We start from the raw sequence: 24,949 nt of genomic DNA on the forward strand, positions 1-24,949 counted from the left end.
CGTCAAACGCCCCGAGACCCTCAGGGCCATCGGCAAGCCCGGAAGATCTTGGTAGATAAAGAACAAGCTCAGTAGCTGTTTTCGATCCCGGGTTCTGGGTAGATTTGCGCCCTAGCATCAGCCAGCCGACGGGGGAAGCCCGACAATCCGGGTCAGCTCCGCGCTGAAGCGCTTCAACTCCGCGGATGTGTTCTTGGATCCTCAGACGAGCTCCCGGGCTTTGCGGTCTTGCTCCCTGACACAGTCCACGGAGGTGAAGAGGAACCTTTCGCCGTCCCTCATCGCCTGTTCCGCAGAGTCGAGAACCGTCTCGCCGTTGGAGGGGTCCATGTAGGTCATCTCGGGGATCTCGATACGGGTCTTGTCATCGAGATGAAGGGTGATCGTGAACGTGTAGACCTGGGGCAGCGCACCGGTGACGGCCGATTCCGGTCCAACCGTGAAGGCCACTCGCTCCTGCTCGTGGGGCGGAAGGGGTGTACTTCATCTTGCGGACCTGCTTGAGAGGCGCCTGCGCCTCCACGGGGACTTTGATGTCGTACCGGGCTTTCACCTGCGTGCCCCCTGCCCCGTAGGGGCAGCCCACCTCGGTGATCGAGCTGAAGTTGAACTCCGCCTCGGACCCCAGGGCGGGATTGTCGCCGCTGTTCCTGAGGATCACGGTGACCAGCGACGCTTTCAAGTCCTGTATGACCCCCGAATCCCCGGAACCTCTCAGGTCACCATCCGGGCTGTCCAGTCCGCCTGGATCTCTTCCTCCTTCGCAAGATCAAAATCCACCAGCTCCACCCCCGGCACGGGCTCGGGCTTGGGCTTCGGCTGCGCGTCCGCCACACCGCCGGCTACCGCGATCACCCCCTGAGGGCGCTGTAAGAAGGGGCGCTCTCCTCCGGATAACGAGTTGGTGCGTGATAGCGGGTGAGGTGTGTTTGGCCTGGTCGGGGGACGGTGCGGTCTGAGACGAGACCAGCGATGGCTCGGTAGGTGTCGGGCAGGCGGTCGCGGCGGTGGGTCCAGCGCGTCAGTTGCTTCCAGCGTTTGTGGTCGGCGAGGGCGTGCTCGACCGTGATCCGGTCGGAGAGTGCTCGTGGCGGTCGCGTTCCCACTGCTGGACTCTGCCGGGCAGTGCTCCCGGACGCGGTTTTCTTGGTGGTGTGATTGCTTGCCCGCGGTGGTCGCGGCTCAGGCCGAGGTAGCCGTCGTCCAGGAGGACCTCGACGTCGGGGAAGTGCTGGAAGCAGATGGCGATGCCCTCGTTGCGGGCGGCCGTGGCATCGTGCATACGACCAGGCCGCAGGGTGTCGGTCCATAACGTGCGGCCCCGCCAGTCAGCAATGACGGTGGCCTTCATGGTGTTCTGCTTCTTCTTCCCGGAAACGAACGCGCGCCGTCCGCCGCGGCTGGCCGGTGGCCTGCGGACCTGGATCTCGGTGGCATCCAGCCGCAGCTCGATGTCCTCGGCCTGGGCGTAGGCGAACACGTCCGCCAGTGTCCGAAGGCGCAGGTCAGGGCGGTCGGGGACCGCGCATCCCCGCTCGGCCAGGAGGGTACGTATCTCTGTGATCGCACGAGTGATGGTGGAGCGGTCGACGCCGAACAGCAGCCCCAGTACCGAGTGCGGCAGATCGTGCCGCAGATGGATCAGCGTGGCCGCCAGCCGGTCGACGAAGACCAACTGGTGGCGGGCGCCGGCTCCCGCGGCCCGCTTCCTGGCTCCACCGCGCGCAGCATGGCGACGCCCCTCGACCCCGGCCTGCCACGGCATCGCCAACTCCTCGACCAGGCAAGCGAGATGACGCCGAGAGAGCCCCGTGAACAGCCGATGCGCCAGCACCGCCCGATTGATCATGATCGCCACAGGCAGATCGTGCCACCGACCAGGCACGACACCTCACCCGCTATCACGCACCAACTCGTAAGACGTCGTTTCTTATGGTGCGATCGCTCGTTGGGCAGTGCGTGAGGGACCTGGTTGAGCGGTTGGTGCCGGATGAGTTGTGGGTGTTGTTCCGTCGGGTTGTGCCGCCGACGGAGGTGATACGTCCGCAGGGTGGTGGCCGGGCTCGGGCGGGTGATCGTGAAGTGCTGGCGGCGATCCTGTTCGTGGCGACGTCGGGCTGCACGTGGCGGCAACTTCCGCCGGTGTTCGGTCCGGCCTGGTCCACTGTCTACCGGCGCTGCGCGCAGTGGAGTCGGGAGCGCGTGTGGGGCCGGCTCCACCGCGTTGTCCTCGATGAACTCGGTGCCCGCGGCGAGCTGGACTGGTCGAGGTGCGCGATCGACTCCGTAAGCGTGCGGGCGGCAAAAGGGGGCCACTGACCGGACCGAGTCCGACCGATCGCCGCAAGTTGGGATCGAAGATCCACCTGATCACCGACCGGAACGGACTGCCACTGTCGCTGGGCATCTCCGGCGCCAACACGCACGACAGCCACGGCCTCGAGCCGCTCGTGCGCGGCATCCCGCCCATCCGTTCCCACCGCGGCCCGCGCCGCCGACGGCCCGCCAGGCTCCATGCTGACAAGGGCTACGACTACGACCACCTGCGCTGGTGGCTCCGTGAGCGCGGCATCTGCCACCGCATCGCGCGCAAGGGTGTGGAGTCCTCGCAGCGACTCGGGCGATACCGCTGGGTGGTTGAACGAACGGTGTCGTGGCTGGCCGGCTGTCGCCGTCTCCACCGACGATACGAGCGCAAGGCCGAACATTTCTTGGCCTTCGTCGGTATAGCCGCAGCGCTCATCTGTCACCGCCGGCTGGCACATCACCAGGCTGGTCAGCCGCGAACCGCTGCGAGAAGGGCGAGACCGAGACAGATCGCAGCAGCGGCCGCCAGCGGGTCAGCACCTACCGACCAGGTGAAGCGCCGCTGAAGTCCGGCGGGCATCTCAGTCTGCCCGCCCATTGACGCGACCCGCGCATGAGACCTCATGGCATCAGTACAGACGTCGGAGAAGTCATACAGCACGTCCCACAAGGACTTGTCGAACCAAAGAAAGTCGATCGTCTCCCCGGTGTGAGTCTCCAGGACAAGGCCACCCCGCCACGAGTCGCGGTGCAGCACGTTCACGTCAGAGCAGGGCACCACTACGTGCCGCCATACGCCATGACGCACAATCTCTCCCGGACGGAGCACCACTCTGATCAGCGAGCAACGCCACAGGAGCGACGCCCAAATCAGGGCGAGGGCGCACACCAAGGCGCGGTCCACACCGTCGACCGACGGATTCACCCCCACGATCAGGGCGACACAGGCGGCAACGCCGGACACCCCCCTGAGAAGCCCTACACGCATCCAGCGTCCCAGCTTGATCTGGCCTCGCCGGTTCGGCCGGTAACCCCGCACGCGTTGAACAACCGGAGTCCCGGGTCCGTACCAGTCAGCCAACCCCGATTGCCACAGCCCCCTCGCCATGCCCTTGACCCTACCGCCCCAAAAGAAACGACGTCTAAGTCGTTCGGTCCGGTAGGCGAGTTGGTATTCCGTGCACTGTTCTGATTTCCCGTCATAACAGCTCCTTCCCCAGGAGCACCTGCCACTGAACCCACCTCCACGGAGGCTTCCCGGCAAGGATTCAGCCCGCGGGACCGGCCGGGGCGGGCGACGTCGCAATGGTGTAATCGATCACCTCGCACACCACACGCAAGTCCGCCGCCGAGAGGTCGTCGGCGACCAGGACCGGTGTGGTGCACGCCGTGCGCACAGGACGAGCAGGGCGGCGCGCAGGCCGGCGCCAACTCCAGGCCGCCGTCGAGAATCCACAGCGGCTCCAATAGACGCTCGATGCGGTGGGTGAGAGTTCGGGGCCGGGGGAGGTCGTGCTCCAGCTGAAGGAGCTGTTGTTCCCGTCGGTCGCGGACATCGGGGTCCATGCCGCTTGGCAGGCCTACAGCTCAGCAGGAAGTGCTGGCGAGGTGCGGCATCAAGGTTTGTTGCCGGTGGCCTGGATGAAGGCGTCGGTGATCAAGTCGGCGCTGGGACCCGGAGGCAAGTCCTCGTAGTTGTGGGTTGCGAGGTTCAGCAGGGTGATCAGGACGTCCCGGGCCCAGTTCGTGGGCAGGTCCGATCGGATGGCGCCGGACCTCACACCGCGGTCGACGAGGTCACCGACGCGGTTGGTGAGTTCTTCGTGGCGGTTGCGGTGACTGCTGTCGGCGAGGAGGACTCGCAGGTCGACGGGCCAGCGCCGGCCGACGGCGACGGTGTTCTCCACGAAGCGGTGGACGGCGATGGCGAAGGGGGCCGTGTCGGGTCTGGCCTCGTCCAGAGCCCTGGCAGCGTCGTCGAGTTTGGCCTGGTGAACGGCTGACAGGAGGTCCTCGCGCGTCGGAAAACGGCGGTAGAGCGTGGAGCGGTCCACTCCAGCTTCGCGTGCGATTTCGCTCATGGGGGTCGCCGGGTCGCCGGGTTGTCGGCCAGGAGTCGGGCTGTCGCCTGCGGCAGGTTCTGCAGGTTCCGGTTGGCATCAGCGCGCATAGGGGCTCCTCGCAGCGACGGACAGAGGGGTTGCAGTACTTACTATTAAATGCCATGCTAGTGTTGCATTTGATGACCCAAGAGAGGCATCATCGTAGACAAGTGCAGACTATAGGAGACAGAGATGTCTAACACCGTTGTTGTGACGGGTACCTCCACTGGCATGGGCAAGGCGACTGTCGCGAAGTTCGCTGCCGAGGGCTGGAACGTGGTGGCCACCGTCCGTAAGGACTCCGACCTGCAGGTTCACGCGGACCTGCCGAACGTACGGACCCTGCTGCTGGACGTCGACGACGAAGGCGCTGCCGAGTCGTTCGCTCGGACCGCCGTGGAACAGTTCGGGCGGGTGGACGCGCTGGTCAACAATGCCGGCTCCTACCAGATGGGCCCCGTCGAAGCCTCGTCGATGGAGCAGATCCACCAGCAGTTCCAGACCAACGTCTTCGGCCTGATCGCTGTCACTCGAGCTGTCATCCCGTTCCTCCGTGAACAGCGCTCCGGCGTGATCGTGAACATCGCTTCACTGACCGCTGAGCAGGGTTACCCCTACAGCGCCGTCTACGCCGCCAGCAAGGCCGCGGTCGTCACCCTGAGCGAAGGGCTCAGTCTGGAGTTGGCCCAGTTCGGCATCAGCGTTCGCACCGTGCTGCCCGGACAGCACGCCACCCGCATCTTCACCAAGATCGACATGGCGGAGGGTGAGGCATTGGACCCGTATCGTGCCGGGATCGAGGAGTTCTTCGGGAACAACGCGCCCACGGGCTCGGACCCGTCGGTAACCGCAGATGTCATCCACCAGGCCGTCGTCGATGCCGACCCGGTGAAGGTCCACTACTACTCCGCACCCGACTCCACGGCCATTCCTCGCGCCAAGCAGATCCTTGGCAAGGAGGGCTACTGGCGGGAGTTCCGCGAGTTCGTCCACGGCCGGCCCACTCCGCTCTGGAAGACCCTCACCCCCTCCCCCGGCGACAAGCCCGTCGAATGGGGCCTGTGATTTCTGAGGCGGGCGGGTGGGAACGCCTGCCGGTCCCGCCCGCTCACAAGGCCCTCAACTGACCTGGTTCGCCCCCTCAGCCCCCCGGCCCACGACCTGGTGGGCCGAGGCCGGGAGACGTGGTGTCAAATCGCGTCCCACGTCGGTGAGGACGTCGGCGGGAACGCCGTCCCACAGCCACTCGACCGCGTGCGCGGCCACGAGCCCGTCCGGCCCGTGCCCGTGCAGCAGAGCGAACCCCCGCTCGTCCATCAAGGCCGCGGCGACGTCCCCGCGCACGGGCAGACCCACGTAGGCGGTGCCCGGCGGCCACCAGGTCGGATCCAGCGCGCGCCCCTCGGCGTCAGAGAGCCACGCGTGCGCCACCTGGAACCGGTGGCCCCCGTAGAGGGCCCTCCACGTAGCCAGCGCCTGGCCGGACTCCCGCGCCGGCCACGCGGACCCGGCGTAGCACCGCCCTTCCGCACTCGGCGGCAGGTCTCCCGGGCCACGGCGCGGGTGTGAACACGCGGCCGACGTCGAGGAGGAGGGCCGCCAGCGACGCGTACCGCACGCCGGCCAGGGGCCCGCCCCTGGCCGGCGATCCAGTCGGCCTGCACCGTCGAGGTGCGCAGTTCCTCCACCAGATAGCGCTCCGGGCCATGGGCGAGGACGGAATCGGCGATCGTCACGTGCGTCCCCTCACGGTCGACGGATCGGGAAACCAGGGGTCGGCGCGGGAAGGTCGGGCCATCGTGCTAGGCCACCGAGCCCTACGGGTACCGGTGCAGGTTTCGGAGCCATCCACGCGACGGCGCGGGGGCCGGAGCCGGCCCCGCACGTCTCAGCGATCCCCCGGCCCCCAGGCGGAAGCGCCTGGCGCCGCCCGGCCGCCCGGCCATCCCGCGCGGTGCTTCCTCACGATCGAGACCGGGCGGGGTCGGGATCGCGGAGCATGACCCGGTCCGAGCGCAGGCGGGTCCCCGGGGTGGCCGTCCCCGTCGGCATGGCGGCGTCCTCACGTTCAAGAAGCCCGACAGCTGGCACGAGCCCGACGTCACGACCGCCACGGACACCACCCGATATGGCACGGCCACCGCGACGGCCTGGAATCGGATGCACCCCCGGCTCACACACCGCAGACCCTGGCTGAACCACGCCAAGGAAGAACTCCCCGTCCTGCACGGCACGTTGATCTGCCTGGAGGTCGAGCGCCTGCCTGGTGACCGTGACCCGAAACCGGTCTGGCTGTGGTGCTTGGCCACCGCCGCCGCACCGGCGGACGTGGACCGCTGGTGGCAGTCCTTCCTCCGCCGCTTGGACCTGGAGCACACCTTCCGGCTGATGAAACAGACCCTGGGCTGGACCGCCCCAAAGATCAGGAATCCCGACACGGCCGACCTATGGACCTAGATGATCATCGCCGCCCACAACCAGCTCCGCCTCGCCCGGCCCCTCGCCGAGGACCTGCGTCGCCCCTGGGAACGGCGCAGCGAGCCCCGCCGCCTCACCCCTGCCCGGGTCCGCCGGGGGTTTCGCAACGTCCGCGCGACAGCAGCCCGCCCGGCAAGCGCACCGAACCGTCCCGACCAGGTCCCGGACGGCCTCTCGGCTCGAAGAACAAGCAACGGGCCAGGCGCCACAACGTCGGCAAGGCCGTCAAACGCGCCGAATCGATTAAGCAACACCAAGCCCATCGAGGTTAAACGCCAAGATGAGAGGCTGTTGTGTTTCCGTACGTGATATCTGACTTTCTGCTGTTCAGGCATGGTGTGGGTGGGTTCTGCGGCAGACAGGGCACGTCGTTTCGGTCTGATCGTGGAGGTTCGGGGGTGCCATCGCTGGTCGGGTTGCTGGGGGAGCGGGAACGGGGCGCCCGGCAGCAAGTTGAGGTGTTGCGTGAGGAAGCGGACCGGGTTCCGAGCTGCGCGACGCGGAGCTGCCTCGCCGCCCAGGGCCGGCATCGGTGGTGCCGGTCAGGGGTGAAGGCGTCAGGCGTCGGCGCTGTCGCCGGAGTGTCAGCGGAGCGTCGGGGTCCTGCCGCCTCTGCGGCGGCGCTGGCCTGCGGGCAGATCGCTTCGGCCCCCGGCCGGGAGAGTGCCGGCGAAGGTCGCGAGGGTGCGGTCGAAGGCGGCTCGGATGGCGGAACGGGGCCGGTTGGTCAAGGAACCACCGGGGAGGTTCACCTCGCGCACGGGCTGCGAGCAGCCGCACATGCGGAGACTGAAGGTCGTCGATGATCAGCGAAGTGCGAGCGATGACGGCTTTCGGGGCCACAAGGCGAATTCCCGTCTCCGCAGCGGCCTTCGCCGCGCCGTAGGGGGTGACAGGGTCGGGGAAGGCAGGACTCGTCGTAGTGGACTGGGGCGCCGGAGAACACCGCGTCGCTGGATACATGGACCAGGCGGCATCCGAACGTCTCCGCAGCCATCGCCAGGCGGATCGGGCCTTCGGCCGTGACCGCCCAATCTGATCCGCCGCTCGTCGCGTTGACGATGAGGCGCGGGGCAACCTCAGCTACGACCGCTTCGAGCTGCACGTCTCCTTCACCGTTCGTGACACACGACCAGCGAAAACGCCGCCATCAATAGTCGGGAGGACGGCACGGTCCTCCTTGGGATTGATGATTCTGGTGTCGGCGTACACGTGAACGTACAGAGCCGCCGTCGGACGCGGGAAGCATGATGCTGATGTCGCGGTCGTCAGGCTTGCCCTGTTCCGTGGTGGGTGATGATGTCAGGTCGCGCCGAGGCCGTTCAGGAGGGTGTCGGCGACAAGATCGGCGGCCTGCGGGGGTTCCAGGTCGGGGAACCGGTGGGCGACGGTGTCGACGAGTTCGTCCAGGATCGTCCGTGCCCAGGCCGCGTGGACGTCGGCTCGGAGGTAGCCCTCGTCCAGCGCGCGGAGGATGAAGGCGTCGAGGCGCGCACTCTGCTCCTCCCGGCGGGCCAGGGCGGCGGGGTCTTTCTGCATCATCAGGCGCATGTCGACCGGCCATTCGCGGCTGACGGGGATGATCCCCTCCAGGTAGCGGTGGAGGGCGACCGGCAGGGGGGACTCGACCAGGCGGGCTTCGTCCAGAACGCGTTCGGCGGAGTCGAGCTTGGCCTGGAAAACGGCGCTGAGCAGGGCTTCACGGTTTGCGAAGCGGCGGTGGAGGGTCGTCCGGTCCACCCCGGCGGCGGCGGCGATGGCCGCCATGGAGGCGCCCGGGTCCTCCGCCAGGAGTCGAGCTCCGGCATGGAGGACAGCAGTCAGGTTTCGCGCGGCGTCAGCTCTCATGATCCGGTCATTCTACGCGCGGGCTTCACTTGGCTGACTAACCTCACGAAGTGAGATGTGACACCAGAAATTACTGCATCATAGACGTTGCATTTAGGCCGATTTTGTCTACAGTGGAGTTGCTGTCCCGTTCGGGACGGTGAAGCAGGTGACGAAACGAGGCACGCGTCATGGCACGGACCTGGCTGATCACGGGGGGCTCGCAGGGCCTGGGCAGGGCCTTGGTCCGCGCGGCCCTGAGGGCCGGCGACAACGTTGTGGTGACTTCCCGCAAACCTGAGGCGCTGGCTTCCCTGAGGGCCAAGCACCCGGACCAGATGGAGGCGGTGGCGCTGGACGTCACCTCCGCGTCCCAGTCCCGGGGCGTGGTGGCCGCGGCGGTGGAGCGGTTCGGATCGGTTGACGTCGTCGTCAACAACGCCGGCTACGCCACCAGCGGCTCGATCGAGGACTTTCCCGAGGACGAGTTCCGCGCGCAAGTCGATACCAACTTGTACGGCGTGGTCAACATGACCCGGGCGGTCCTTCCCGTCATGCGCCGCCAGCGGTCCGGGCACATCGTGCAGATCTCCTCAATCGGCGGACGTGTGGGTGGTACGCCGGGTCTGAGCGCCTACCAGGCCGCGAAGTTCGCCGTCGAGGGGTTCTCCGAGGCATTGGCGAAAGAGGTGGCATCGTTCGGTGTCAAGGTCACCATCGTCGAGCCGGGCGGCATCCGCACCGGCTGGGCCACGGGTGCCGCGGAGCCTTCCGGTCCCGTGACCCCCGACTACGAGGAGACCGTGGGCCTGTGGCTGGCCCGGTTCGCGGACTACGCCGGCAACGAGCCCGGTGACCCGGACCGTATGGCCCGCGCGATCATCGGCGCCGTGGACGCCGAGGAGCCCCCGCGCAGGCTGCTGCTCGGCAGCGACGCCCTGGGGATCGCGATCAGCTCGGAGGAAGGCCGTCTGGCCGAGGCCAGCAAGTGGGCCGAGGTCAGCCGTTCCACGGACTACCCCACCACCTGACGGCACTGTGCGGGCGCGGCGGCGGGCTGGTCGAAGCGCCGGATCCCCGGGCCGCCGCGCCGAGCGACCGCCCCGCCCCTCCGGGCCGGCCACCGATCCCCAGGAGGAGCGAGAAACAATGACCAAGACCTTTCTGATAGCTGGTGCCGCCGGGGGCCTGGGCGGCCGTGTCGTCACGGTGGCGCTCGCCGCCGGCCACAACGTGGTGGCGACCGACCTGGTGCCCGACGCGGTGCCTGTCCCCCAGGAGCACCGTGACCGGCTGCGCGTGCGCGCCCTGGACGTGACCGACCCGGCCTCCGCGCGTGACGCGGTCGCCCACGCGGTCGCCGAGTTCGGAGCTGTCGACGTGCTCGTGAACAGCGCCGGCGCCCGAAGTGTCGGCTCGATCGAGGACATGCCCGAGGACGAGTTCCACCGCGATGTGAACGTCAATTTCTTCGGCGCGGTCAACACGGTCCGCGCCGTGCTTCCGGTGATGCGCCCGCGCCGTTCGGGCAGCATCATCAACCTCTCCACCATCGGGGGCCGGCGCAACCAGCCCGGTCTGGGCGCCTACCAGTCGTCGAAGTGGGCGCTGGGCGGGTTCACCGAGATCCTCTCGCGTGAGGTCGGCCCCATCGGGATCCGCGTCACGCTGGTGGAGCCGGGCGGCATCCGCACCCCCTGGGCGGCCGCCCCGATGCCGGTACCGGACATCCACGACGAGTACGAGGAAACAGTCGGCGCCTTCGCTCGAACCTACAACAACAACCCCGACGTACAGCGTGGTGACCCGACCAAGATGGCCGTCGTGATCCTGCGCCTCACCGAGGAGCCGGCTCCGCCGACGCGGCTTCTTCTGGGCTCCGACGCGGCCTGGCTCGCCCCGCAGATCGCCCGGGCACGCGCTGTGGAGGACGCGGAGTGGCATGAGCTCAGCGTGTCCACCGATCGCGACGGACTCGGTGATTTCGCCGACTCCGCGGTCGCCCAGATGGTCCGCCCGCCCAAGAAGGGCTGACCGGGAGCGATCCGCCTGCCAGCCCGATCCCGGGCCGTGTCAGCCCCTGCCCGACTGCCGGCGACATCACCACGACGACCTTCCGCGAGCTGCCGGGCGCACGCCCCAGAGCGTGCGGCCACGGCCGACGACAGCGTATTCCCCGGCCGTACCCGCAGCTCGTCTGCCGGCGCAGCACCGATCGGGGCGCGCCCCTGCGCTGCGGCCTCTCCATCTCCCTCCCCCTTCCTCACCCGACACTGGACTTGAAGGAATGACAGACATGACTGTGCGTAACGATCTGTACATCGGTGGTTCCTGGGTTGCTCCCAGCGCCCCGGAGCTGACGCTCGACATCCTCTCCCCGCACGACCAGTCGGTGCTCGGCCGCGTGGCGCAGGCCGCGCCGGCCGACGTGGACAAGGCCGTCGCCGCGGCCCGCGCCGCCTTCGACCACGGTCCGTGGCCACACACCACGCCGGCAGAACGTCAGGAAGTCGTGCGTCGTTACGACGCGCTGCGTACCGCCCGCGCCGACGAGATCGCCGCGGCGATCTCCGCGGAGAACGGTTCTGCCGGCTGGTTCACCAAGGTCGGCCAGCCCTTCCTGACCCGCCAGGTGAACGCCTACGTCAAAGCGGCCGAGGGGTTCGGCTGGGAAGAGGTCGTCGCGCCGTCCGACCCGTTGGTGGCCTTCGATACCATCGTGCGCCGTGAGGCGATCGGTGTGGTCGCCGCGGTCATACCCTGGAACTCGCCGTTCTCCGCCGCCACAGCCAAGCTGATCCCGGCCCTGCTGGCCGGCAACACCGTCGTGCTGAAGGTCTCCCCGGAGAACTCGCTGAGCATGGCTCTGCTTGCGGACCTCTGGCACGAGGCCGGCCTGCCCGAGGGCGTGCTCAGCGTCCTTCCTGCAGACCGTCAGACCAGCGAGTACCTCGTCTCGCACGCCGGGGTGGACAAGATCTCCTTCACCGGTTCGACGCGGGCCGGCCGCCGTATCGCCTGCATCGCCGGCGAGCAGCTGAAACGAGTGGGTCTGGAGCTGGGCGGCAAGTCCGCCGCACTCATCCTGGACGACGCGGACCTTACGGCCGCTATGCAAGGTCTGCGGTTCGGCTCCCTGGGCAACAACGGCGAGGCGTGCATTCTGCAGACCCGCATCCTGGCACCTCGCAGCCGTTATGAGGAGGTCGTGACCGCGGTGAAGGAGATGGTCGAGTCGCTGAAGGTCGGCGACCCCTCCGCCCCCGACACCTTCATCGGCCCGATGATCCGCCGCGACCAGCAGCAGCGCGTCATCGACTACATCAACATCGGTATCGAGGACGGCGCGCGCCTGGTGACCGGCGGCCCGCACGTCCCCGAGGGCCTGGAGAAAGGCAACTACGTCACCCCCACCGTGTTCGCCGACGTCGACAACGGCATGCGCATCGCGCAGGAGGAGATCTTCGGCCCGGTCCTGGTCGTCATCGCCTACGACGACGATGACGACGCCGTCCGCATCGCCAACGACTCCCAGTACGGCCTGTCCGGCGGTATCTGGACCTCTGATCCCGACCGCGCCCTGGCGACCGCCCGCCGGCTGCGCACCGGCACCGTCACGCTGAACGGATCGCCGATCAGCTTCGACGGCCCCTTCGGCGGCTACAAGGCCAGCGGCCTCGGCCGTGAGTACGGCGAGGCCGGTCTCACCGGCTACGTCGAGCACAAGTCGATCACCCGCACCCGGTAGTCACACCCCAGCTGGACGGACTGCCGGAGAACGAAGGGCCCGTCCCGCACGGCTCCCCGATCCGCCCACGAGCTGAGCCCCGCCGTCGCAGTCCGGGCGGGACATTCGATCCACGCCCCGTAGCCCGGACGGTTCACCCGACCGAGCAGACCGATTGCACACGGTGCGAGCGTGGAAATCAGCCTCGTGCGACGAACAGCCGTCCCGGTGGGCAGCAACCCCCGGCGAGTGGGGAAACACCATGACCCGCCCCGCAACCGAACCCTGAGCGGCGCATGGTGGCCGGGACCGGCGGCCCACCACCCCGCACAACCGACCGGCAAGGAGCAGGGATGAGTACCGACGACGTCTACGAGCAGGCGCTGGACACTGCAAGCGAACTCCTGGGACAGCGCCTGGAACTCCCGATGAGCCCCGGCGAACCGGCCTCCGGAGCCGACTTCCGCAAGGTCGCGACTGTGCACACCTTCGGGGACTCATGGACCCGTACCGCACTGTCGACGCACGACCGGTCCCTGGTCTCCGTGGCCATCGCCGCGACGCTGGGCGCGTTCGAGCCGCTGCGCGGGCAGCTGCGCATCGCGCTCAACAACAACGTCACTCAAGACGAGATCGTCGACCTCTTCATCCACCTCGCCGCCTACGCAGGAGCGGCCCGCGCCTTCGAGACATACCAGGTCGCCTTGTCCGTCTTCGCCGAGAACGCTTCGTCCAGCCCCGTCTGATTCACCAGTATCCAGGCTGTGCGGGCAGGAGCTGGTCCCAGCCGAGCCGTCGTGCCTGGACCCATGCGCCGAGGCCTTCGCCTTGGAGCGTGGGGTGGCCTGGCCGGATAGGGACGCGCTGGCGCCGACCGGCAGGTCGGCGTCGCGGTGAGCGCGGGACTGTCGACGGTGCGTCAGCATGCGCTCGTGGCCCCGCGGTGGCCGCCCTCGAAGAGCTGCACGACCGGCCGGGTACCTTCCCAGGTCGTCGTGGACACTTCAGCGATCGAGAGGAAGGAAGATACGCAGGCCGTCTTCGCCGCCGACGGTGACCGCTTGATGGACGACGCGGATCTGGGTGGCCGTTGCAGTTGAACCGCCCCGGGTTTGATGGAGACATCGAAGACCCGGAAGGATGCCGAGCATGGCTGCTCCCGTAAGTACTCCGACGAACTGCGCGAGCGTGCGACAAGGATGGCGGTCGCCCGCTGCACCGTCGAACGGCTGATGCGTGCCGACGGACTGCGCGGGGTCTCCCGGGCCAAGAGTCCGCGCACCACACGGCCCGCTCCCGAGACCGACCGGCCCCGCGGCCTGGTCAACCGCCAGTTCACCGCCGACGCCCCCAACCAACTGTGGGTGACCGGCATCGCCCTCGCTGCCCTGTCACTGGCGATCATGCCGTTCCTGTCCGCCGCCCAGCGCCGAGCGGGCCGCGAACTCGGCTCCGCGAGCACGGTCGCGGACTCCCGGCAGACCCTGCTGTGCACCTGCCTGTCGGCCGTCCTGCTGGCGGGCCTGGTCCTCAACGCCACCCTCGGCTGGTCCTGGGCCGGCCCCGTCGCCGCCCTGGCCATCGCCGCTGTCGCCGTCAGGGAAGGCCGCGACGCCTGGCGGGGCAAAGGCTGCTGCGCGCCCACCGCCCACGCGCCCGCACCGGCCCCCGTCACAACCGCCGCGGCCGAGGCGGACACGCGCGGCCGCGGGCTTGGATGCGGCTGCTGCTCGTGAACATCTCGTTGCCCGGCCGCTCCTTCACCACCCGCTCCGCCGATACTGACCGGGCGATCAAGGAGCGGCGGGGGCGGCGGTGGACTGGACGATCTGGGCAGGGCTCGCGGCCGGCCTGCTGATCTCGACGGTGACCGCTCCGGTGGGTGTGTCCGGGGCGGTCTTTCTCCTGCCGGTCCAGCTCAGCGTCCTCGGCGTGCCGAGCCCTGCGGTCACACCGACGAACCTGCTGTTCAACGTGGTGGCCGGGCCGGGAGCACTCTGGCGCTACCGCCGCGACGCCGCTCTGCACGGCGCACTGGCCCGGCGCCTGGCCGCCTGGACGCTGCCCGGCGTCATCGCCGGCGCCGCCGTCCGCGTCTTCGCCCTCCCCGGCCCCGACACCTTCCGCATCCTGGTCGCGGCCTTCCTCCTGCCGCTCGGAACGTGGCTGTGCCTGCGCACACTGCGCCCCGCCCGGCGGCGTCCCGCCCCGCCCGAGCCGTCGCCGCCCGCGCTCGCCGCCATCGCGCTGACAGTCGGAATGGTCGGTGGGATCTACGGGATCGGCGGCGGTTCCCTCCTCGGGCCCGTCCTCGCCGCGCGCGGCATGCCCATGGCCCGCCTCGCACCGGCCACTCTCGCCGCGACCTTCACCACCTCCCTCGCCGGGGCCGCGGCCTACGCCGTACTGGCTCTGGTGAGCCCCGGGCCCGTCGCGCCCGACTGGTGGCTGGGCCTGGCCTGCGGTCTGGGCGGACTGATCGGCGGCTACCTCGGCGCCCGCCTCCAGCCCCGCCTGCCCGAGACCGCGCTCCGCCTCCTGCTCGGCACCCTCGCCGCCGCCCTCGGCGCGCTGTACGCCGCCCGGGCCCTGGCCTGATTCCCCGCGCTCCCGTGCGGCTTGCCTCAAGTGCGCGGCGGCCCTTCGCCCCGGTCGGTGTCGGCGGGTGCCGGGTCCTGGTCGTGGATGTGCTTGAGCGCCATCCGGGCATCGACCGCGGTGCCGGCCTCCCGTGTCTTCCAGTACGGATGGGTGGAGACGGTGACCGAGAGCGCCAGGACCTCGCCGCGCAACCGGGCTTCGTCGGCCTTCTGCTGCTCGGTCCGGCCGGAGGCCGGCTCGACCGACCGGGGCAGGGTCCGGCACAACGTGCGGTACGCGGCACTGGTCCGGTGAAGACGCAGCTGGGCGTCACGGAGATCGTCGGGAAAGTCGTACATGGCCACAACCAGAATGGTACGCCTGTTCGAATAAAGGAGGGTGTGCGACACACGGACCCCGCCCGGGGCAGACGACCACTCGCCGCCGGCCAGTGCCCCGCACACGCCGCAGGCCTGGGCAATCGGATCGGGCCTGCACCGCGATGAGGGCGCCGCCGCACCGCCCCGGGACGGCCCAGCAGCCGGGTGCAGCCCGTGCCCGGCGCCTCCTACGACGCGGTGCCGGCCCCGCGCCCGGCCAGCAATGCGGACTTCGTGACCGTCGACAACCCCTCCTGACCACTGCGGGGGTGGTGCCGTGCCGTACTCGTGCCGTACCAGGCAACGTTCGCCCCCCCCCGACCGAGCCATGAGGAACTGTCCAGGCCCGCCGCCCGGCAGGCGTTGTCGGCGGCGGATGCGATGCTCGCGCCGACAACTCCGCTCGCACTGATCAACCGGGGGTTCCGATGAGTGAACAGCCAGGGTCCGTCCTGTCTCCGTCCGGCTTCGAGGCCGCTTGGTGCGCCACCGACCTCGGGAAGTACCGTGCCTGTCGTTACACCTACGAGGACTACTCCCTCGAGAGTCTGCCGCCGCTGGATTCCAACCAGTTCGAGGGCGCCTTTCGATGGCTCGGGGACGCCGGCGACCCCATCCCGCGGCAGGTCGTGAAGCTCAACGGCCTGGCTAGGGATCTTTCCGCCGGGGGACTCACCTTGCCGCGGGATTTCGTCACGTTCCAGACGAGCGAGAATCTGCACGGCTCACTGGACGAGGTCTCGGTAACCGGTTGTTGGACGAATCTTTCAAAGCCGCTGCCCAGTCCGGTCGAGCCCGGTACCTTCCTGGTGCGGTTCTTCCGGGACCAGCAGGATTGCGTCATCTGGTACCTCTACCTCCGTCCGACGAGCGAGGCGTTCGTGGTGTACTCCGCCCTCGACTACGAGTACGAGTACGAGACGCGGCGCGACGGGGAAGAGACACAGACCGATCTCGAGGATGCGGAGGAACAGAGGGCCGCGATCCTGTGGTGCGCGCCGTCGTTCGAGGAGTTCGCCTATCGGTTCTGGGTCGAGAACCGCCTCTGGCATGCGGTCAACGACCGTGATCTGCCACGCCTCGAGCCGCAACTGCAAGATTACCTGAATCACTACGCGCCGTCTGGAGCTCCCATGTGACCGCGCAATGAGCGAGATCCTCTGCGGATGCCAGATCGTGTACGGGCTCGCGAATCGATGACGACGAGGGCAGGCGGCTGCTGCGGGTCATCCGCAGCAGCACCGGGTCGGTGGTGACCTGGCGGCGGCTCAGATGGTGCTGCTGCCCGCGCAGGGGATGCCGGCAGCGAGGATCGCCGAGGTGTCGATCACCAGTGACGACCGGCTCCGGGATGTGAACCGCAACTTCAACACCGATGGCTTCGACTCGCTCCATCCCAAATACCCGGCCGGCCCAGGACGTTCACGCCGCCCGAGCGCCGCGAGATCAAGAAGACCGCCAAGTCCAAGCCGACCGAACACGACCTGCCGTTCTCCACGTGGAGTCCGGCCAAGCCGCCGGACTGCGCTACTTCACCCCCGACAGCACCGACCAAGCGGACCACAAAGGAACAGGGCAGCATGATCCGCCGCTCCATCATCTGGCGAAACCGCCACGCAGACCACCGGCGCCCACCCGCCGCCGTAGACCGGGCGAACGTTGCTTGACACGGCACTGGTCAGCACCACCCCTCACGTCGCCCAGTCCAGCACGAGACCGGCGAGGGCGGCGGCCACGGTGACGACGACGCCCATCACGACCACCGCATCCCGACCCGGGACAGCCGCTCCACCCGTCCCGGGGATAGCGTTGCGGCCCGGCGCGCTGGCTGCTGACCCATGCCCCCAGACGGAACTGGTCCTCCCGGCCGTCCTCGGACAGCACGGTCTCGACATGCTTGCGGGGGACTGGAGGTGGCCCTCGCGTTCGAAGAACTGGCGTGCGGCGGCGAGGTTGGCGGTCCATTTGTCGGCCTGCGTACGGGGCCGCTTCGGCTTCTCGTCCTCGGTCGCGGGTGTGATCCCGAGGATCTGCTCACACATCCACTGCTGTACGCCGGTGAGCCGGTCCCACCCGCACCGACGTCACCCACCGTCCGAGGTCCTCGCCCTGGCGCAGGACCTCGGACGCCTCGGTGGGCAGCGTCCCGCCCGCGTCCAGGTGCATCCGCACGAGGTGGAAGCTGCGCTGCCAGGTGATCGGCCAGCTCGGGCACCAGGACGGGGCGCTCTCCTCCAACTGCTCACGCCGCATCTCCGACAGCGCACCGGCCGAGGATTCCACCGGCAGCCCCTCCGCGCGCCGCTGCTCGATCTCGGCAGGCGGCCCTCGCGTTCTTCAGCCAGATACCCACGCGGTACCCCTGCTACGTGGCGTTGAGCGGTGCCAGGAGGTGCCCGTTCTCGGCGGCCCACCCGCGCGCGGCGGACAGGCCTTCCTCCCAGGCGACGTCGTAGTGGGACCAGATCATGCCGAGCTTCTCCAGCTGGGTGACGCGGTCTTCGTCCATGTTGCCGCGGGCGTAGAAGCGCCGGTTGTCGGCGGTCCACTGCCCGAGGGGGAAGTTCGCGAGCGAGGCCGGCCACCCGGCGGTTTCCGCCTCCTGGCCGTCGACGGCGGGCACCCGGAACGTGAACGGGACGCGCAGGTCGCCGTGCTCGCGGGCGTAGATCACGGCCGCTTCCACGCTGCGTCGCCAGTGTTCGTGTTCGGGGTTGAGGACGCGCAGGTTGATGAACGCCGCGAGGGCGGCCGGGTTGCGGGGCGTGGAGAACTTCAGCAGGGCCCTGGCGGGGGCGCTGACGCCCGCGGAGCCCTCGCTGCTCCCGCCCCCGTGCTCCTCCCGCTCTCGTCCTTGCTGACGGGCTTGTAGCGGCTCGGGGCCTGCTGCTCCGCGAGGGTCTCCACGATCCGCGCGTCGTGCGCCCGCAGCGCCTCCAGCAGCTTCGCCAACCCGCCGAACGCCCGGGAGGTGAGCATGCTGTCCGCCGTCTCGCCCGGCCCGAGCAGCACCGGCACGACCAGGCCGGCCATCTTCCCCTCGCCGGGCTGCATCCGCAGCGCACGGCCGACGGCCTGGACCAGGTCGGACATGGAACCGCGTGCGTACGTCCGCCCAGTAGACGGAGTCGCAGTACTTGGTGTCGACGCCTTCACCGAGCACAGGAAGCACTTCTCCACGACGCTGCTGTCCAAGGCGATCCCCACGGCGAACTCGCCAAGGAGTCGGCGGCGGTGGAGGACCTTGTGGTCGTCGTAGAGCCAGTCCGCCCAGATCGTGGCCGGGTAGAGCTCCGGGTCGGATACGTGCAGCCGCCCGGCGACGCCGGGGAGACCGGCCGCGAACGCTTCGGCCTCCTTACAGCCAATGACAAAACAGATCGCATCGTCGCAGGAGGCTTCCCCTGCTCACCGCCGAGGTGATCACGCCCGGCTGCGGACGCCAGCCGTGCGTGCGTAGCTGCGCCGTCAGGTGCGCACCTAGACGGGCCGCCCCGCCACGAGCCCGGTCCTGGCCTTCTACGGCCTCAGCCAGGCCGGACGCGCCATCACGGCAACCGCCTGGTCCCCCAAGGGCGAGGACTGGCGCCTCGATACCCACGGGATCAAGACCACGAGGTTCCACCTACCCTTCCCCGACATCGAGATCCGCACCGATCCGGCCGGCGCCCAGGGCAGCTTCGTGAAGGTCAGCGGGGTCCTCGACTCACCTGAGCGGTCCCAGACATCGGATGCAGAGACGGCCAAAGGGGCCCCCGGCGGTGACGGGACCCCTCGTTGGTCGCGGTCCAGCGGTCGCTAGCAGAACGGGGTGTCCGGGAGCACGTTGTCTGGGTAGTCGACGTAGTAACTAGCCATCCAGCCTTCGAAGCTGGGCAGAATGACATAGACCCAGTACGGGTTGCCGCCCACTGTCTGGCTGCCGATCTTCTGACACCAAGCCTCGAACGAGACGCCCGGGTTCACCTGCCCCCTGACGTTCGGGCAGTTGGCCGCGGACGGCGAGTTGTTGCAGGTGGCGAAGTTGCTGTTGTTGTGGCGCACGTTCACATTCGTGGCCCAGGTGGTGAAGGCACGCTTGACGGAGACATCGCCTTCGCCCTTGCCTACGACTGCGGGCCGGAGGCCGGAAGTCACGGTGTCGGCGGCTCCCGCAGGGACGGTGGCGGCCAGGCTGAGTCCTATGGTCAGGGAGACTGCAGCCAGAGCCGAGCTGATTCTCATTATGATCCCCCGTCCGGCCGGTGGTCCGTCCACCGCAACCGGACGGGTCCATCCTGTTCAATTGAAGCCCTACTTAAAAGGCGCATGCCAGCCAATTACACCGCAGGACTGCCTGCGGAAATCCCTCTGCTGGCCAGGGGTTTCCCGCCCTCTGCGCCCAGATTTTCTCCCTGGGAAATTGCCAGATGGCTCGGTTCACAGGCCCAGCGGACCAGAGGGTCTGACAGAGTGAGGCTGCGGAGCCGGGACTCCTGGTGTGACGCTCAATAACCGGACCACAGAAATTGGGCCAGACCCCGCTGATAGTTTCTGGCTGTTTACCGGCTGAGGCGGATGCGCGGCCCCCACACGAACTCGAGGTCGTCCAGAAGGACCTCCTCCATCTCTTTCTCCCATTGGCCGCGCAAACCGAACAGGTTAGTCTCCATCCACTCCAGGATGACCAGGATCTCGGGCTGCCCAATCAGCGCCTACCGGCCGTGTGAGGCGGACTTGCTGCCCCGCCCGTACGCGCGCAGCAGCCACCCCCGACCACAGCTCTGACCACCAGAGCGGAATCTGGTCACGATGCGACAACACCACCCCCGACCACCGGTCCGACAACCCCGCCGACAACCGGCCCGTTCTGCTCGTGGCCCGCTCTGCGTCGGCGCAGGTCACCACATGTTTCCGCCCGTGGTCGGGGGTCTGACATCCCCTCTGCTGCCCCTGCTCCCGTGCCCGACGAAGAAAAGAGAAAAACGGCGGGCGTGGTCGTGCGGGGCGCGCGGCGGGGATTGAGCGGTGGAGTTCTTCTCTGGCACGTCGGCAGGGCCTCCACGCCCTCGCGCTCCGGGCGGGAGCCCGGAGCTTTTCTCTTCTGAGGTTCACCGGCTCAGACGGTGGCGCGGTCCCCATGCGAACTCAAGGTCGGCCAGCACGACGATCTCCAGCTCATTCTCTCACTTGTCGTACAGAAGGAACGGAACGGTCTCCATCCGTTCGCAGATGATCAGGCTCTCGGGCCGGCCGACCAGGGTGTAACGGCCGTTTGTGCTTTACGTAGAGCGTCGTGGTTCGGCGATACTCGCCCCATGGGATACGACGCCTATGGAGCTGTGGTCGAGTGGGATCCATTGATCGCCCTCACCCGTGAACCCGAGTGGGGGCAGGTGTGGCTGTGGGACGAGACGTGCGAGCCAATGGCTCCGTTCCTGTCCGTGGACGACATGCCCGGCACCAAAGGCCATTGGAACAGCCTCTGGTACTACGGCGACTGCCTGCGCCCACAGCTCACCCCAGAGGCCCGAACACTCACCGATACCGTGCTCGGCACGCTGACCACCGGCTATGTCTTCAGCGAAGAGTGGGAACCGAAGCGCCGCGATGACCTGGCGTCAGACGCGGGACCTCACGCTCAGCCGGTGCCGGAGGACTGGCGATACCTGCTGAACTACACCTTGCGCCCAGCAGGTGTGCGCGAGTTGCTCGACGCGGCCCACCGGCTGCCATGGGATCTCCTGACCCGCCTCGGTGAAGAATGCGACGCGATACCGCTGGAGCAGCGCGAACCACCGCACGGAGCGGTGCTGTGGTACCACGACTTCCACCGATTCACGCTCTCGCACATCACACTGCTCGAGCAGGCCGCCGCCGGCGGCCACGGCGTCGTCACCATCGGCGGCTGGTGACCGAAGACGGCGCGAAACTGCGAAGCCGGGGCTTCGTCCAGCCGAGCGCCTGCTTGAACAGGCGAAACGTGTGCTCCAGGTCGAAACGGCGGAGGAAGGACCGCCAGCAGCGGTCCACGTCGTCGGAGGTGGGCCCGGTTTCCGACCACCACAGCCAGACCGGCTTGTTGACCCCGGAGGGGCAGCTTCTCGACGACCAGGCGGACGACGGTGCCCTCGATGATCGGCAGCGGTCCGTCATGACCGAGCCATGCTGCCCGACGGGTCAGCCGCGGGTGCAGCCGGTCCCACGCCCTCGCGGTCGCCTTCCCCGAAAGAGGATGGGGGCCATCACGACCACCGCATCCCGATCGCGGACAGCTGCTCCATCCGCTCCGGCGTCAGTGTCGCGGCCCTGCTCCGCTGATTCCCGATCCAGGCCCCCAGCTTGTGATCCCGCTCCTCCTGGCCTTCGCCGACGATCCGCTCGATGTGCTTCCGCGGCACCCGGAGGTGCCCCTCGCGCTCGTAGTACTGCTTCGCGGCCTGGTAGTGCGCCGCCCATGTGTCGGCCTGCGTGCGGCGGGGTTTCGGTTTCTCGTCCTCGGTGGCAGGTTCGATCCCGAGGACCTGTTCGCACAGCCACTGCTGGACGGTGGTGAGTTTGTCCCATCCGTACCGCACGGACCGTACCCATCGTCCGAGGTCCTCGCCCTGGCGTACGACCCCGCCCGGCGTGGTGGGCAACGTCCCGCCCTCGTCCAAGTGGTGCCGGACGAGGTGGAAGGCGCGCTGCCATTCCACCGGCCAAGGTGGGCACCAGGACGGGTCGATCTCCTCCAGCTGCTCACGTCGCCATTCCGGCATGGCCCATACCGACGACTTCACCGGCAGCCCCTCGGCACGCCGTTTCTCGTTCTCGATGGCATTCCGGGCGGCGGCCCGCGCGTTCTTCAGCCAGATGCCCACCTTCGCGCCCTGGAAGGTGGCGTCCAGCGGCGCCAGGAGGTGCCCGTGTGCGGCCGCCCACCCCCGGGCGACATCCAGGCCCTCCTCCCACGCGACATCGAGATGGCTCCAGACCATCCCGAGCTTCTCCAGCTGCTCGACGCGGCCCTCGTCCGTGTCCCCGCGGGCGTAGAAGCGCCGGGCATCGGCGATCCACTGACCCAACGGGAAGTCGGCGAGCGAGGCCGGCCACTCCCCGGCTTCCGCCTCCTGGTCGTCTACGGCGGGCACGCGGAACATGAACGGCACCTTCAGCTCGCCGTGTTCGCGCGTGTAGATGACGGCGGCCTCGATCCCGCGCCGCCAGTGTTCGTGTTCCGGGTTGAGGACGCGCAGGTTGATGAACGCGGCGAGCGCCGCCGGGTCACGGGGCGTGGAGAACTTCAGCAGGGCCCTGGCGGGAGCACTGACGCCACCGGATCCCACGCCGCTGCCGCCGGTGCTTCTCCCACTGTCGTCCTTCTCAACGGGCTTGTAGCGGCTCGGCGCCTGCTGCTCCGCCAACTGCTCCACGACCCGGGCGTCATGTGCCCGCAGCGCCTCCAGCAGCTTCGCCAACCCGCCGTACGCCCGGCTCGTGAGCATGCTGTCCGCCGTCTCGCCGGGCCCGAGCAGCACCGGCACCACGAGCGAGGCCGTCTTGCCCTCGCCGGGCTGCATGCGCAGCGCACGGCCGACGGCCTGGACCAGGTCCGGCATCGAACCGCGCACGTCCGCCCAGTACACGGAGTCACAGTTCCTGGTGTCGACGCCTTCACCGAGAACTTTCACGGACCCCAGGTAGCCCTTCTCCACGACGCTGCCGTCCATGGCGATCCCGTCCGCGAACTCACCCAGCACGCGCCGGCGATGCAGCGGCTCGTGTTCGCCGCACAGCCAGTCCGCCCACACGGTCCTCGGATACAACTCAGGATCACCGGCGTACAACTGCGCGGCGACACCGGGAAGGCCAGCCGCGAAAGCCTCCGCCTCCCTCACCACGTGGTGGAAGACCAGCGTGCGGCGGAAGCCTTCCTCCGCGGACGCCTTCACCAGCGCGGTCTGCAACGCGGCGAGCCGCGCCCCGCGCACCTGGTCCGAGCGGCCTTCGGCGCCCAAGAGCTGCGCGGCCTGGAGCGCGGTGTCGGTGACGTCTACGCATACGACCTGGTAAGGGGCACAGATCCCCCGGTCGATGGCCTCCGAGAGCGTCAAAGTGAACGCCCTGCTGCCGAAGGGACCCTCGGGGTCATCATCCATGCTCGCCACCAGCTCACCCGGCGCGCCCTGCGCCTGGTCCTCGTCCAGCTGCCACAGCCGGGGCGTCGCCGTCATGTACAGACGGCGCAGGGACGGGATCCGGGTGTTGTCGTGGACGACCGCCCATGCCTTGCCCAGCCGACCTGAAGTCCGGTGCGCCTCATCGACCACGATCAGGTCCCACCCAGGAAGGCCGGCGCCGTGCGCGCGTTCCAGGGTGCCCAGCCCGAGCGAGGCGTACGTGGCGAACACGGTGACCTCGTCGAACGGCCGCACCCAGTCGGTCAGTTCCCCCACATCCGTGGTGTTGGGGAAGCCCGCCTCCTCACCCCCCAGCGAGGACACCCCGATCATCCGCCCCCTGCGCCCGCCCTCCCGCCATGCAGCCTCGGTCTGGACAAGCAGGTCCAGCGAGGGCACGAGCACCAGCACCCGACCCGCACGGAGCTCCTCCGCGCTGCGGACCGCCACGAGTGTCTTCCCGGACCCGGTCGCCATGATCACTTGTGTACGAAGGCCCCGCCCGGGCACACGTGATCTTGCAGGGAATTCGAGCACACTGCGCACCGCGTCGACCGCTTCACGCTGATGAGGCCTCAGCTTTCTGGCCGTCACTTCCACTCCCACTTCCTTCTGGCACTCACGTTCGCAGGCCACCTCGAATGTCCGGAGAAACAGGGGCAGTTACGAATCACGAGGCAACACACCCCGCCCGGCAGCCCGCGCACCGCGTGAGCTGGCGATACAGCAGGACCGGAAAATAGGCCACCGTTCCCTCTTCAGGTGCTCGTATCCCAGTCCAGACTCTATCTCAAATAAATTTTGAAGCATCTCCTTCACGCAAACCCCGGTTGCGACACGGTTTCGAACCACCCTCCGGGGGCAACCGGCCTGTCATGGAAACCAGCGAGGGCACCGAAGAAGCGATCCCGACCCAGGGGGACGAACATCATGTCGTCCTCAGCGCCGACACCAACGGTGACGGAAAACCTGATGTCTGGATGACAGACACGACCGGCGACGGCAAGGCGGACGTCTACCAGTTCGACACCACCGGTGATGGGGAGATCGACGTCACGGTGGTCGAAGGAGGCGAGGAGCCTGGCACGGACCGACTTGTCGTCGAGGGCGACGGCGGTCACCCCCAGCAGACGTGACTCCCGTGGCCGGTCCTGTGGTCCACCGCTACCGCACGGACCGGCCACCCCCGTAGCCAGCCCGGCCCGCGGAGCGGGCCATCCGGGCTTGGAGGCGAAGCCGGAAAGACCAGGCAGGGGAGCGAAGCGGACCTGCCCCAAGGGCGCGCAGCGCCCGCAGTCTCTTCCTCAGATCCCAAGCGAAGCGCGGGATCTGACGGCCCGAAGGGCCGGCCTCCGCGAAGCGGAGGCAACCCCGTTGCGAAGCAACGGGGTTCACGGGGAAGCGAAG

At 68.5% G+C, this 24,949-nt stretch carries 22 protein-coding genes and 9 pseudogenes; 15 read left to right on the plus strand and 16 right to left on the minus strand.

All coding sequences use genetic code 11. From position 1 onward, the window contains the following. Positions 1-201 precede the first annotated feature (201 nt). The 3 genes and pseudogenes from IEY79_RS36205 to IEY79_RS36215 all read right to left on the minus strand — a co-directional run. Complete coding sequence (locus IEY79_RS36205; protein ID WP_189111914.1) at positions 202-450, minus strand: hypothetical protein; 249 nt, start codon at positions 448-450, stop codon at positions 202-204. 264 nt (positions 451-714) lie between these two features. Next, entirely contained in the window at positions 715-855 is a 141-nt protein-coding gene (locus tag IEY79_RS36210; protein ID WP_189111915.1) for a hypothetical protein, read from the minus strand. Positions 856-950: 95 nt separating this feature from the next. After that, a pseudogene (locus IEY79_RS36215) lies at positions 951-1,849 on the minus strand (transposase); the annotation flags it as partial. A gap of 83 nt (positions 1,850-1,932) precedes the next feature. Between IEY79_RS36215 and IEY79_RS36220 the strand changes: the two are divergent. After that, positions 1,933-2,747: pseudogene (locus IEY79_RS36220) on the plus strand (IS5 family transposase); the annotation flags it as partial. A 29-nt stretch (positions 2,748-2,776) separates the two neighbouring features. Here IEY79_RS36220 and IEY79_RS36225 read toward each other — a convergent pair. Next, positions 2,777-3,415 carry a hypothetical protein gene (locus IEY79_RS36225; protein ID WP_189111916.1) on the minus strand — a complete coding sequence of 213 codons (639 nt, stop codon included), beginning with the start codon at positions 3,413-3,415 and terminating at the stop codon, positions 2,777-2,779. A gap of 508 nt (positions 3,416-3,923) precedes the next feature. After that, positions 3,924-4,388: a TetR/AcrR family transcriptional regulator gene (locus tag IEY79_RS36230; RefSeq protein WP_189111917.1), complete on the minus strand. Its 465-nt coding sequence runs from the start codon at positions 4,386-4,388 to the stop codon at positions 3,924-3,926. 213 nt (positions 4,389-4,601) lie between these two features. Between IEY79_RS36230 and IEY79_RS36235 the strand changes: the two genes are divergently transcribed. Continuing rightward, on the plus strand, positions 4,602-5,474 hold the full coding sequence (locus tag IEY79_RS36235) for an SDR family oxidoreductase (protein WP_189111918.1): 873 nt from the start codon (positions 4,602-4,604) through the stop codon (positions 5,472-5,474). A 54-nt stretch (positions 5,475-5,528) separates the two neighbouring features. Here IEY79_RS36235 and IEY79_RS36240 read toward each other — a convergent pair whose 3' ends face one another. Continuing rightward, complete coding sequence (locus tag IEY79_RS36240; RefSeq protein WP_189111919.1) at positions 5,529-5,840, minus strand: hypothetical protein; 312 nt, start codon at positions 5,838-5,840, stop codon at positions 5,529-5,531. Between the two features lie 594 nt (positions 5,841-6,434). Here IEY79_RS36240 and IEY79_RS38140 point away from each other — a divergent pair. Further along, positions 6,435-7,159: pseudogene (locus IEY79_RS38140) on the plus strand (NF041680 family putative transposase); the annotation flags it as partial. 478 nt (positions 7,160-7,637) lie between these two features. Here the strand turns inward: IEY79_RS38140 and IEY79_RS37855 are convergent. Together IEY79_RS37855 and IEY79_RS36255 are read right to left on the minus strand one after the other, a co-directional pair. After that, a pseudogene (locus tag IEY79_RS37855) lies at positions 7,638-7,989 on the minus strand (sugar nucleotide-binding protein); the annotation flags it as partial. Between the two features lie 200 nt (positions 7,990-8,189). Continuing rightward, the gene (locus IEY79_RS36255) at positions 8,190-8,735 is read right to left on the minus strand and encodes a TetR/AcrR family transcriptional regulator (RefSeq protein ID WP_189111920.1); all 546 of its coding nucleotides are present in this window, start codon (positions 8,733-8,735) and stop codon (positions 8,190-8,192) included. Between the two features lie 170 nt (positions 8,736-8,905). Between IEY79_RS36255 and IEY79_RS36260 the strand changes: the two genes are divergently transcribed. The 7 genes and pseudogenes from IEY79_RS36260 (at position 8,906) to IEY79_RS36285 (ending at position 15,039) form a co-directional block, all read left to right on the plus strand. Then, positions 8,906-9,745, plus strand: coding sequence for an oxidoreductase (locus tag IEY79_RS36260; protein WP_189111921.1), 840 nt, complete (start codon positions 8,906-8,908; stop codon positions 9,743-9,745). A 118-nt stretch (positions 9,746-9,863) separates the two neighbouring features. Next, a complete protein-coding gene (locus tag IEY79_RS36265; RefSeq protein WP_189111922.1) occupies positions 9,864-10,748 on the plus strand; it encodes an SDR family NAD(P)-dependent oxidoreductase in 885 nt (294 codons plus the stop codon). A 262-nt stretch (positions 10,749-11,010) separates the two neighbouring features. Beyond that, entirely contained in the window at positions 11,011-12,462 is a 1,452-nt protein-coding gene (locus IEY79_RS36270; protein ID WP_189111923.1) for an aldehyde dehydrogenase, read from the plus strand. Positions 12,463-12,794: 332 nt separating this feature from the next. After that, entirely contained in the window at positions 12,795-13,187 is a 393-nt protein-coding gene (locus tag IEY79_RS36275) for a carboxymuconolactone decarboxylase family protein (protein ID WP_189111924.1), read from the plus strand. Positions 13,188-13,646: 459 nt separating this feature from the next. Next, positions 13,647-13,811: pseudogene (locus IEY79_RS37860) on the plus strand (IS3 family transposase); the annotation flags it as partial. Next, positions 13,806-14,177: pseudogene (locus tag IEY79_RS36280) on the plus strand (cation transporter); the annotation flags it as partial. The pseudogenes IEY79_RS37860 and IEY79_RS36280, both read left to right, overlap by 6 nt. A 79-nt stretch (positions 14,178-14,256) precedes the next feature. Beyond that, positions 14,257-15,039, plus strand: a complete 783-nt coding sequence (locus IEY79_RS36285) for a sulfite exporter TauE/SafE family protein (RefSeq protein ID WP_189111925.1) — start codon at positions 14,257-14,259, stop codon at positions 15,037-15,039. Positions 15,040-15,065: 26 nt separating this feature from the next. On the opposite strand, the gene IEY79_RS36290 is transcribed toward IEY79_RS36285, so the two are convergent. Then, the gene (locus tag IEY79_RS36290; RefSeq protein ID WP_229701432.1) at positions 15,066-15,380 is read right to left on the minus strand and encodes a DUF8825 domain-containing protein; all 315 of its coding nucleotides are present in this window, start codon (positions 15,378-15,380) and stop codon (positions 15,066-15,068) included. Between the two features lie 449 nt (positions 15,381-15,829). Between IEY79_RS36290 and IEY79_RS36295 the strand changes: the two genes are divergently transcribed. Both IEY79_RS36295 and IEY79_RS38280 read left to right on the plus strand, forming a co-directional pair. After that, positions 15,830-16,540, plus strand: coding sequence for a hypothetical protein (locus tag IEY79_RS36295; RefSeq protein ID WP_189111927.1), 711 nt, complete (start codon positions 15,830-15,832; stop codon positions 16,538-16,540). A gap of 27 nt (positions 16,541-16,567) precedes the next feature. Next, positions 16,568-16,916 (plus strand): annotated as a pseudogene (locus IEY79_RS38280) (IS630 family transposase); the annotation flags it as partial. 176 nt (positions 16,917-17,092) lie between these two features. On the opposite strand, the gene IEY79_RS37865 reads toward IEY79_RS38280, so the two are convergent. The 4 genes from IEY79_RS37865 to IEY79_RS37880 form a co-directional block, all read right to left on the minus strand. Beyond that, positions 17,093-17,443: a hypothetical protein gene (locus IEY79_RS37865; RefSeq protein WP_229701428.1), complete on the minus strand. Its 351-nt coding sequence runs from the start codon at positions 17,441-17,443 to the stop codon at positions 17,093-17,095. Next, the gene (locus IEY79_RS37870) at positions 17,436-17,684 is read right to left on the minus strand and encodes a hypothetical protein (RefSeq protein WP_229701429.1); all 249 of its coding nucleotides are present in this window, start codon (positions 17,682-17,684) and stop codon (positions 17,436-17,438) included. The genes IEY79_RS37865 and IEY79_RS37870 overlap by 8 nt, the downstream gene beginning before the upstream one ends. An 82-nt stretch (positions 17,685-17,766) precedes the next feature. Continuing rightward, positions 17,767-18,075 (minus strand): helicase associated domain-containing protein, encoded by a 309-nt coding sequence (locus IEY79_RS37875; protein ID WP_229701430.1) that lies wholly within the window; start codon positions 18,073-18,075, stop codon positions 17,767-17,769. A gap of 101 nt (positions 18,076-18,176) precedes the next feature. Continuing rightward, positions 18,177-18,494, minus strand: coding sequence for a hypothetical protein (locus IEY79_RS37880; RefSeq protein ID WP_229701431.1), 318 nt, complete (start codon positions 18,492-18,494; stop codon positions 18,177-18,179). 412 nt (positions 18,495-18,906) lie between these two features. On the opposite strand from IEY79_RS37880, the pseudogene IEY79_RS38570 reads away from it, so the two are divergent. Then, positions 18,907-19,203, plus strand: a pseudogene (locus tag IEY79_RS38570) (YaaC family protein); the annotation flags it as partial. On the opposite strand, the gene IEY79_RS36305 reads toward IEY79_RS38570, so the two are convergent. Then, complete coding sequence (locus IEY79_RS36305; RefSeq protein ID WP_189111928.1) at positions 19,200-19,625, minus strand: hypothetical protein; 426 nt, start codon at positions 19,623-19,625, stop codon at positions 19,200-19,202. The pseudogene IEY79_RS38570 and the gene IEY79_RS36305 overlap by 4 nt on opposite strands. A gap of 1,073 nt (positions 19,626-20,698) precedes the next feature. Here IEY79_RS36305 and IEY79_RS36310 point away from each other — a divergent pair. Continuing rightward, complete coding sequence (locus IEY79_RS36310) at positions 20,699-21,295, plus strand: hypothetical protein (protein ID WP_189111929.1); 597 nt, start codon at positions 20,699-20,701, stop codon at positions 21,293-21,295. 16 nt (positions 21,296-21,311) lie between these two features. Here IEY79_RS36310 and IEY79_RS37885 read toward each other — a convergent pair. Further along, positions 21,312-21,606: pseudogene (locus tag IEY79_RS37885) on the minus strand (NF041680 family putative transposase); the annotation flags it as partial. Between the two features lie 19 nt (positions 21,607-21,625). Beyond that, complete coding sequence (locus IEY79_RS36315) at positions 21,626-24,136, minus strand: helicase associated domain-containing protein (RefSeq protein WP_189111930.1); 2,511 nt, start codon at positions 24,134-24,136, stop codon at positions 21,626-21,628. 281 nt (positions 24,137-24,417) lie between these two features. On the opposite strand from IEY79_RS36315, the gene IEY79_RS36320 reads away from it, so the two are divergent. Beyond that, positions 24,418-24,678, plus strand: a complete 261-nt coding sequence (locus IEY79_RS36320; protein ID WP_189111931.1) for a hypothetical protein — start codon at positions 24,418-24,420, stop codon at positions 24,676-24,678. Positions 24,679-24,949: the final 271 nt, after the last annotated feature.

It is taken from the genome of Streptomyces camponoticapitis, from assembly GCF_014646115.1.
Taxonomy (GTDB): Bacteria; Actinomycetota; Actinomycetes; order Streptomycetales; family Streptomycetaceae; genus Streptomyces; species Streptomyces camponoticapitis.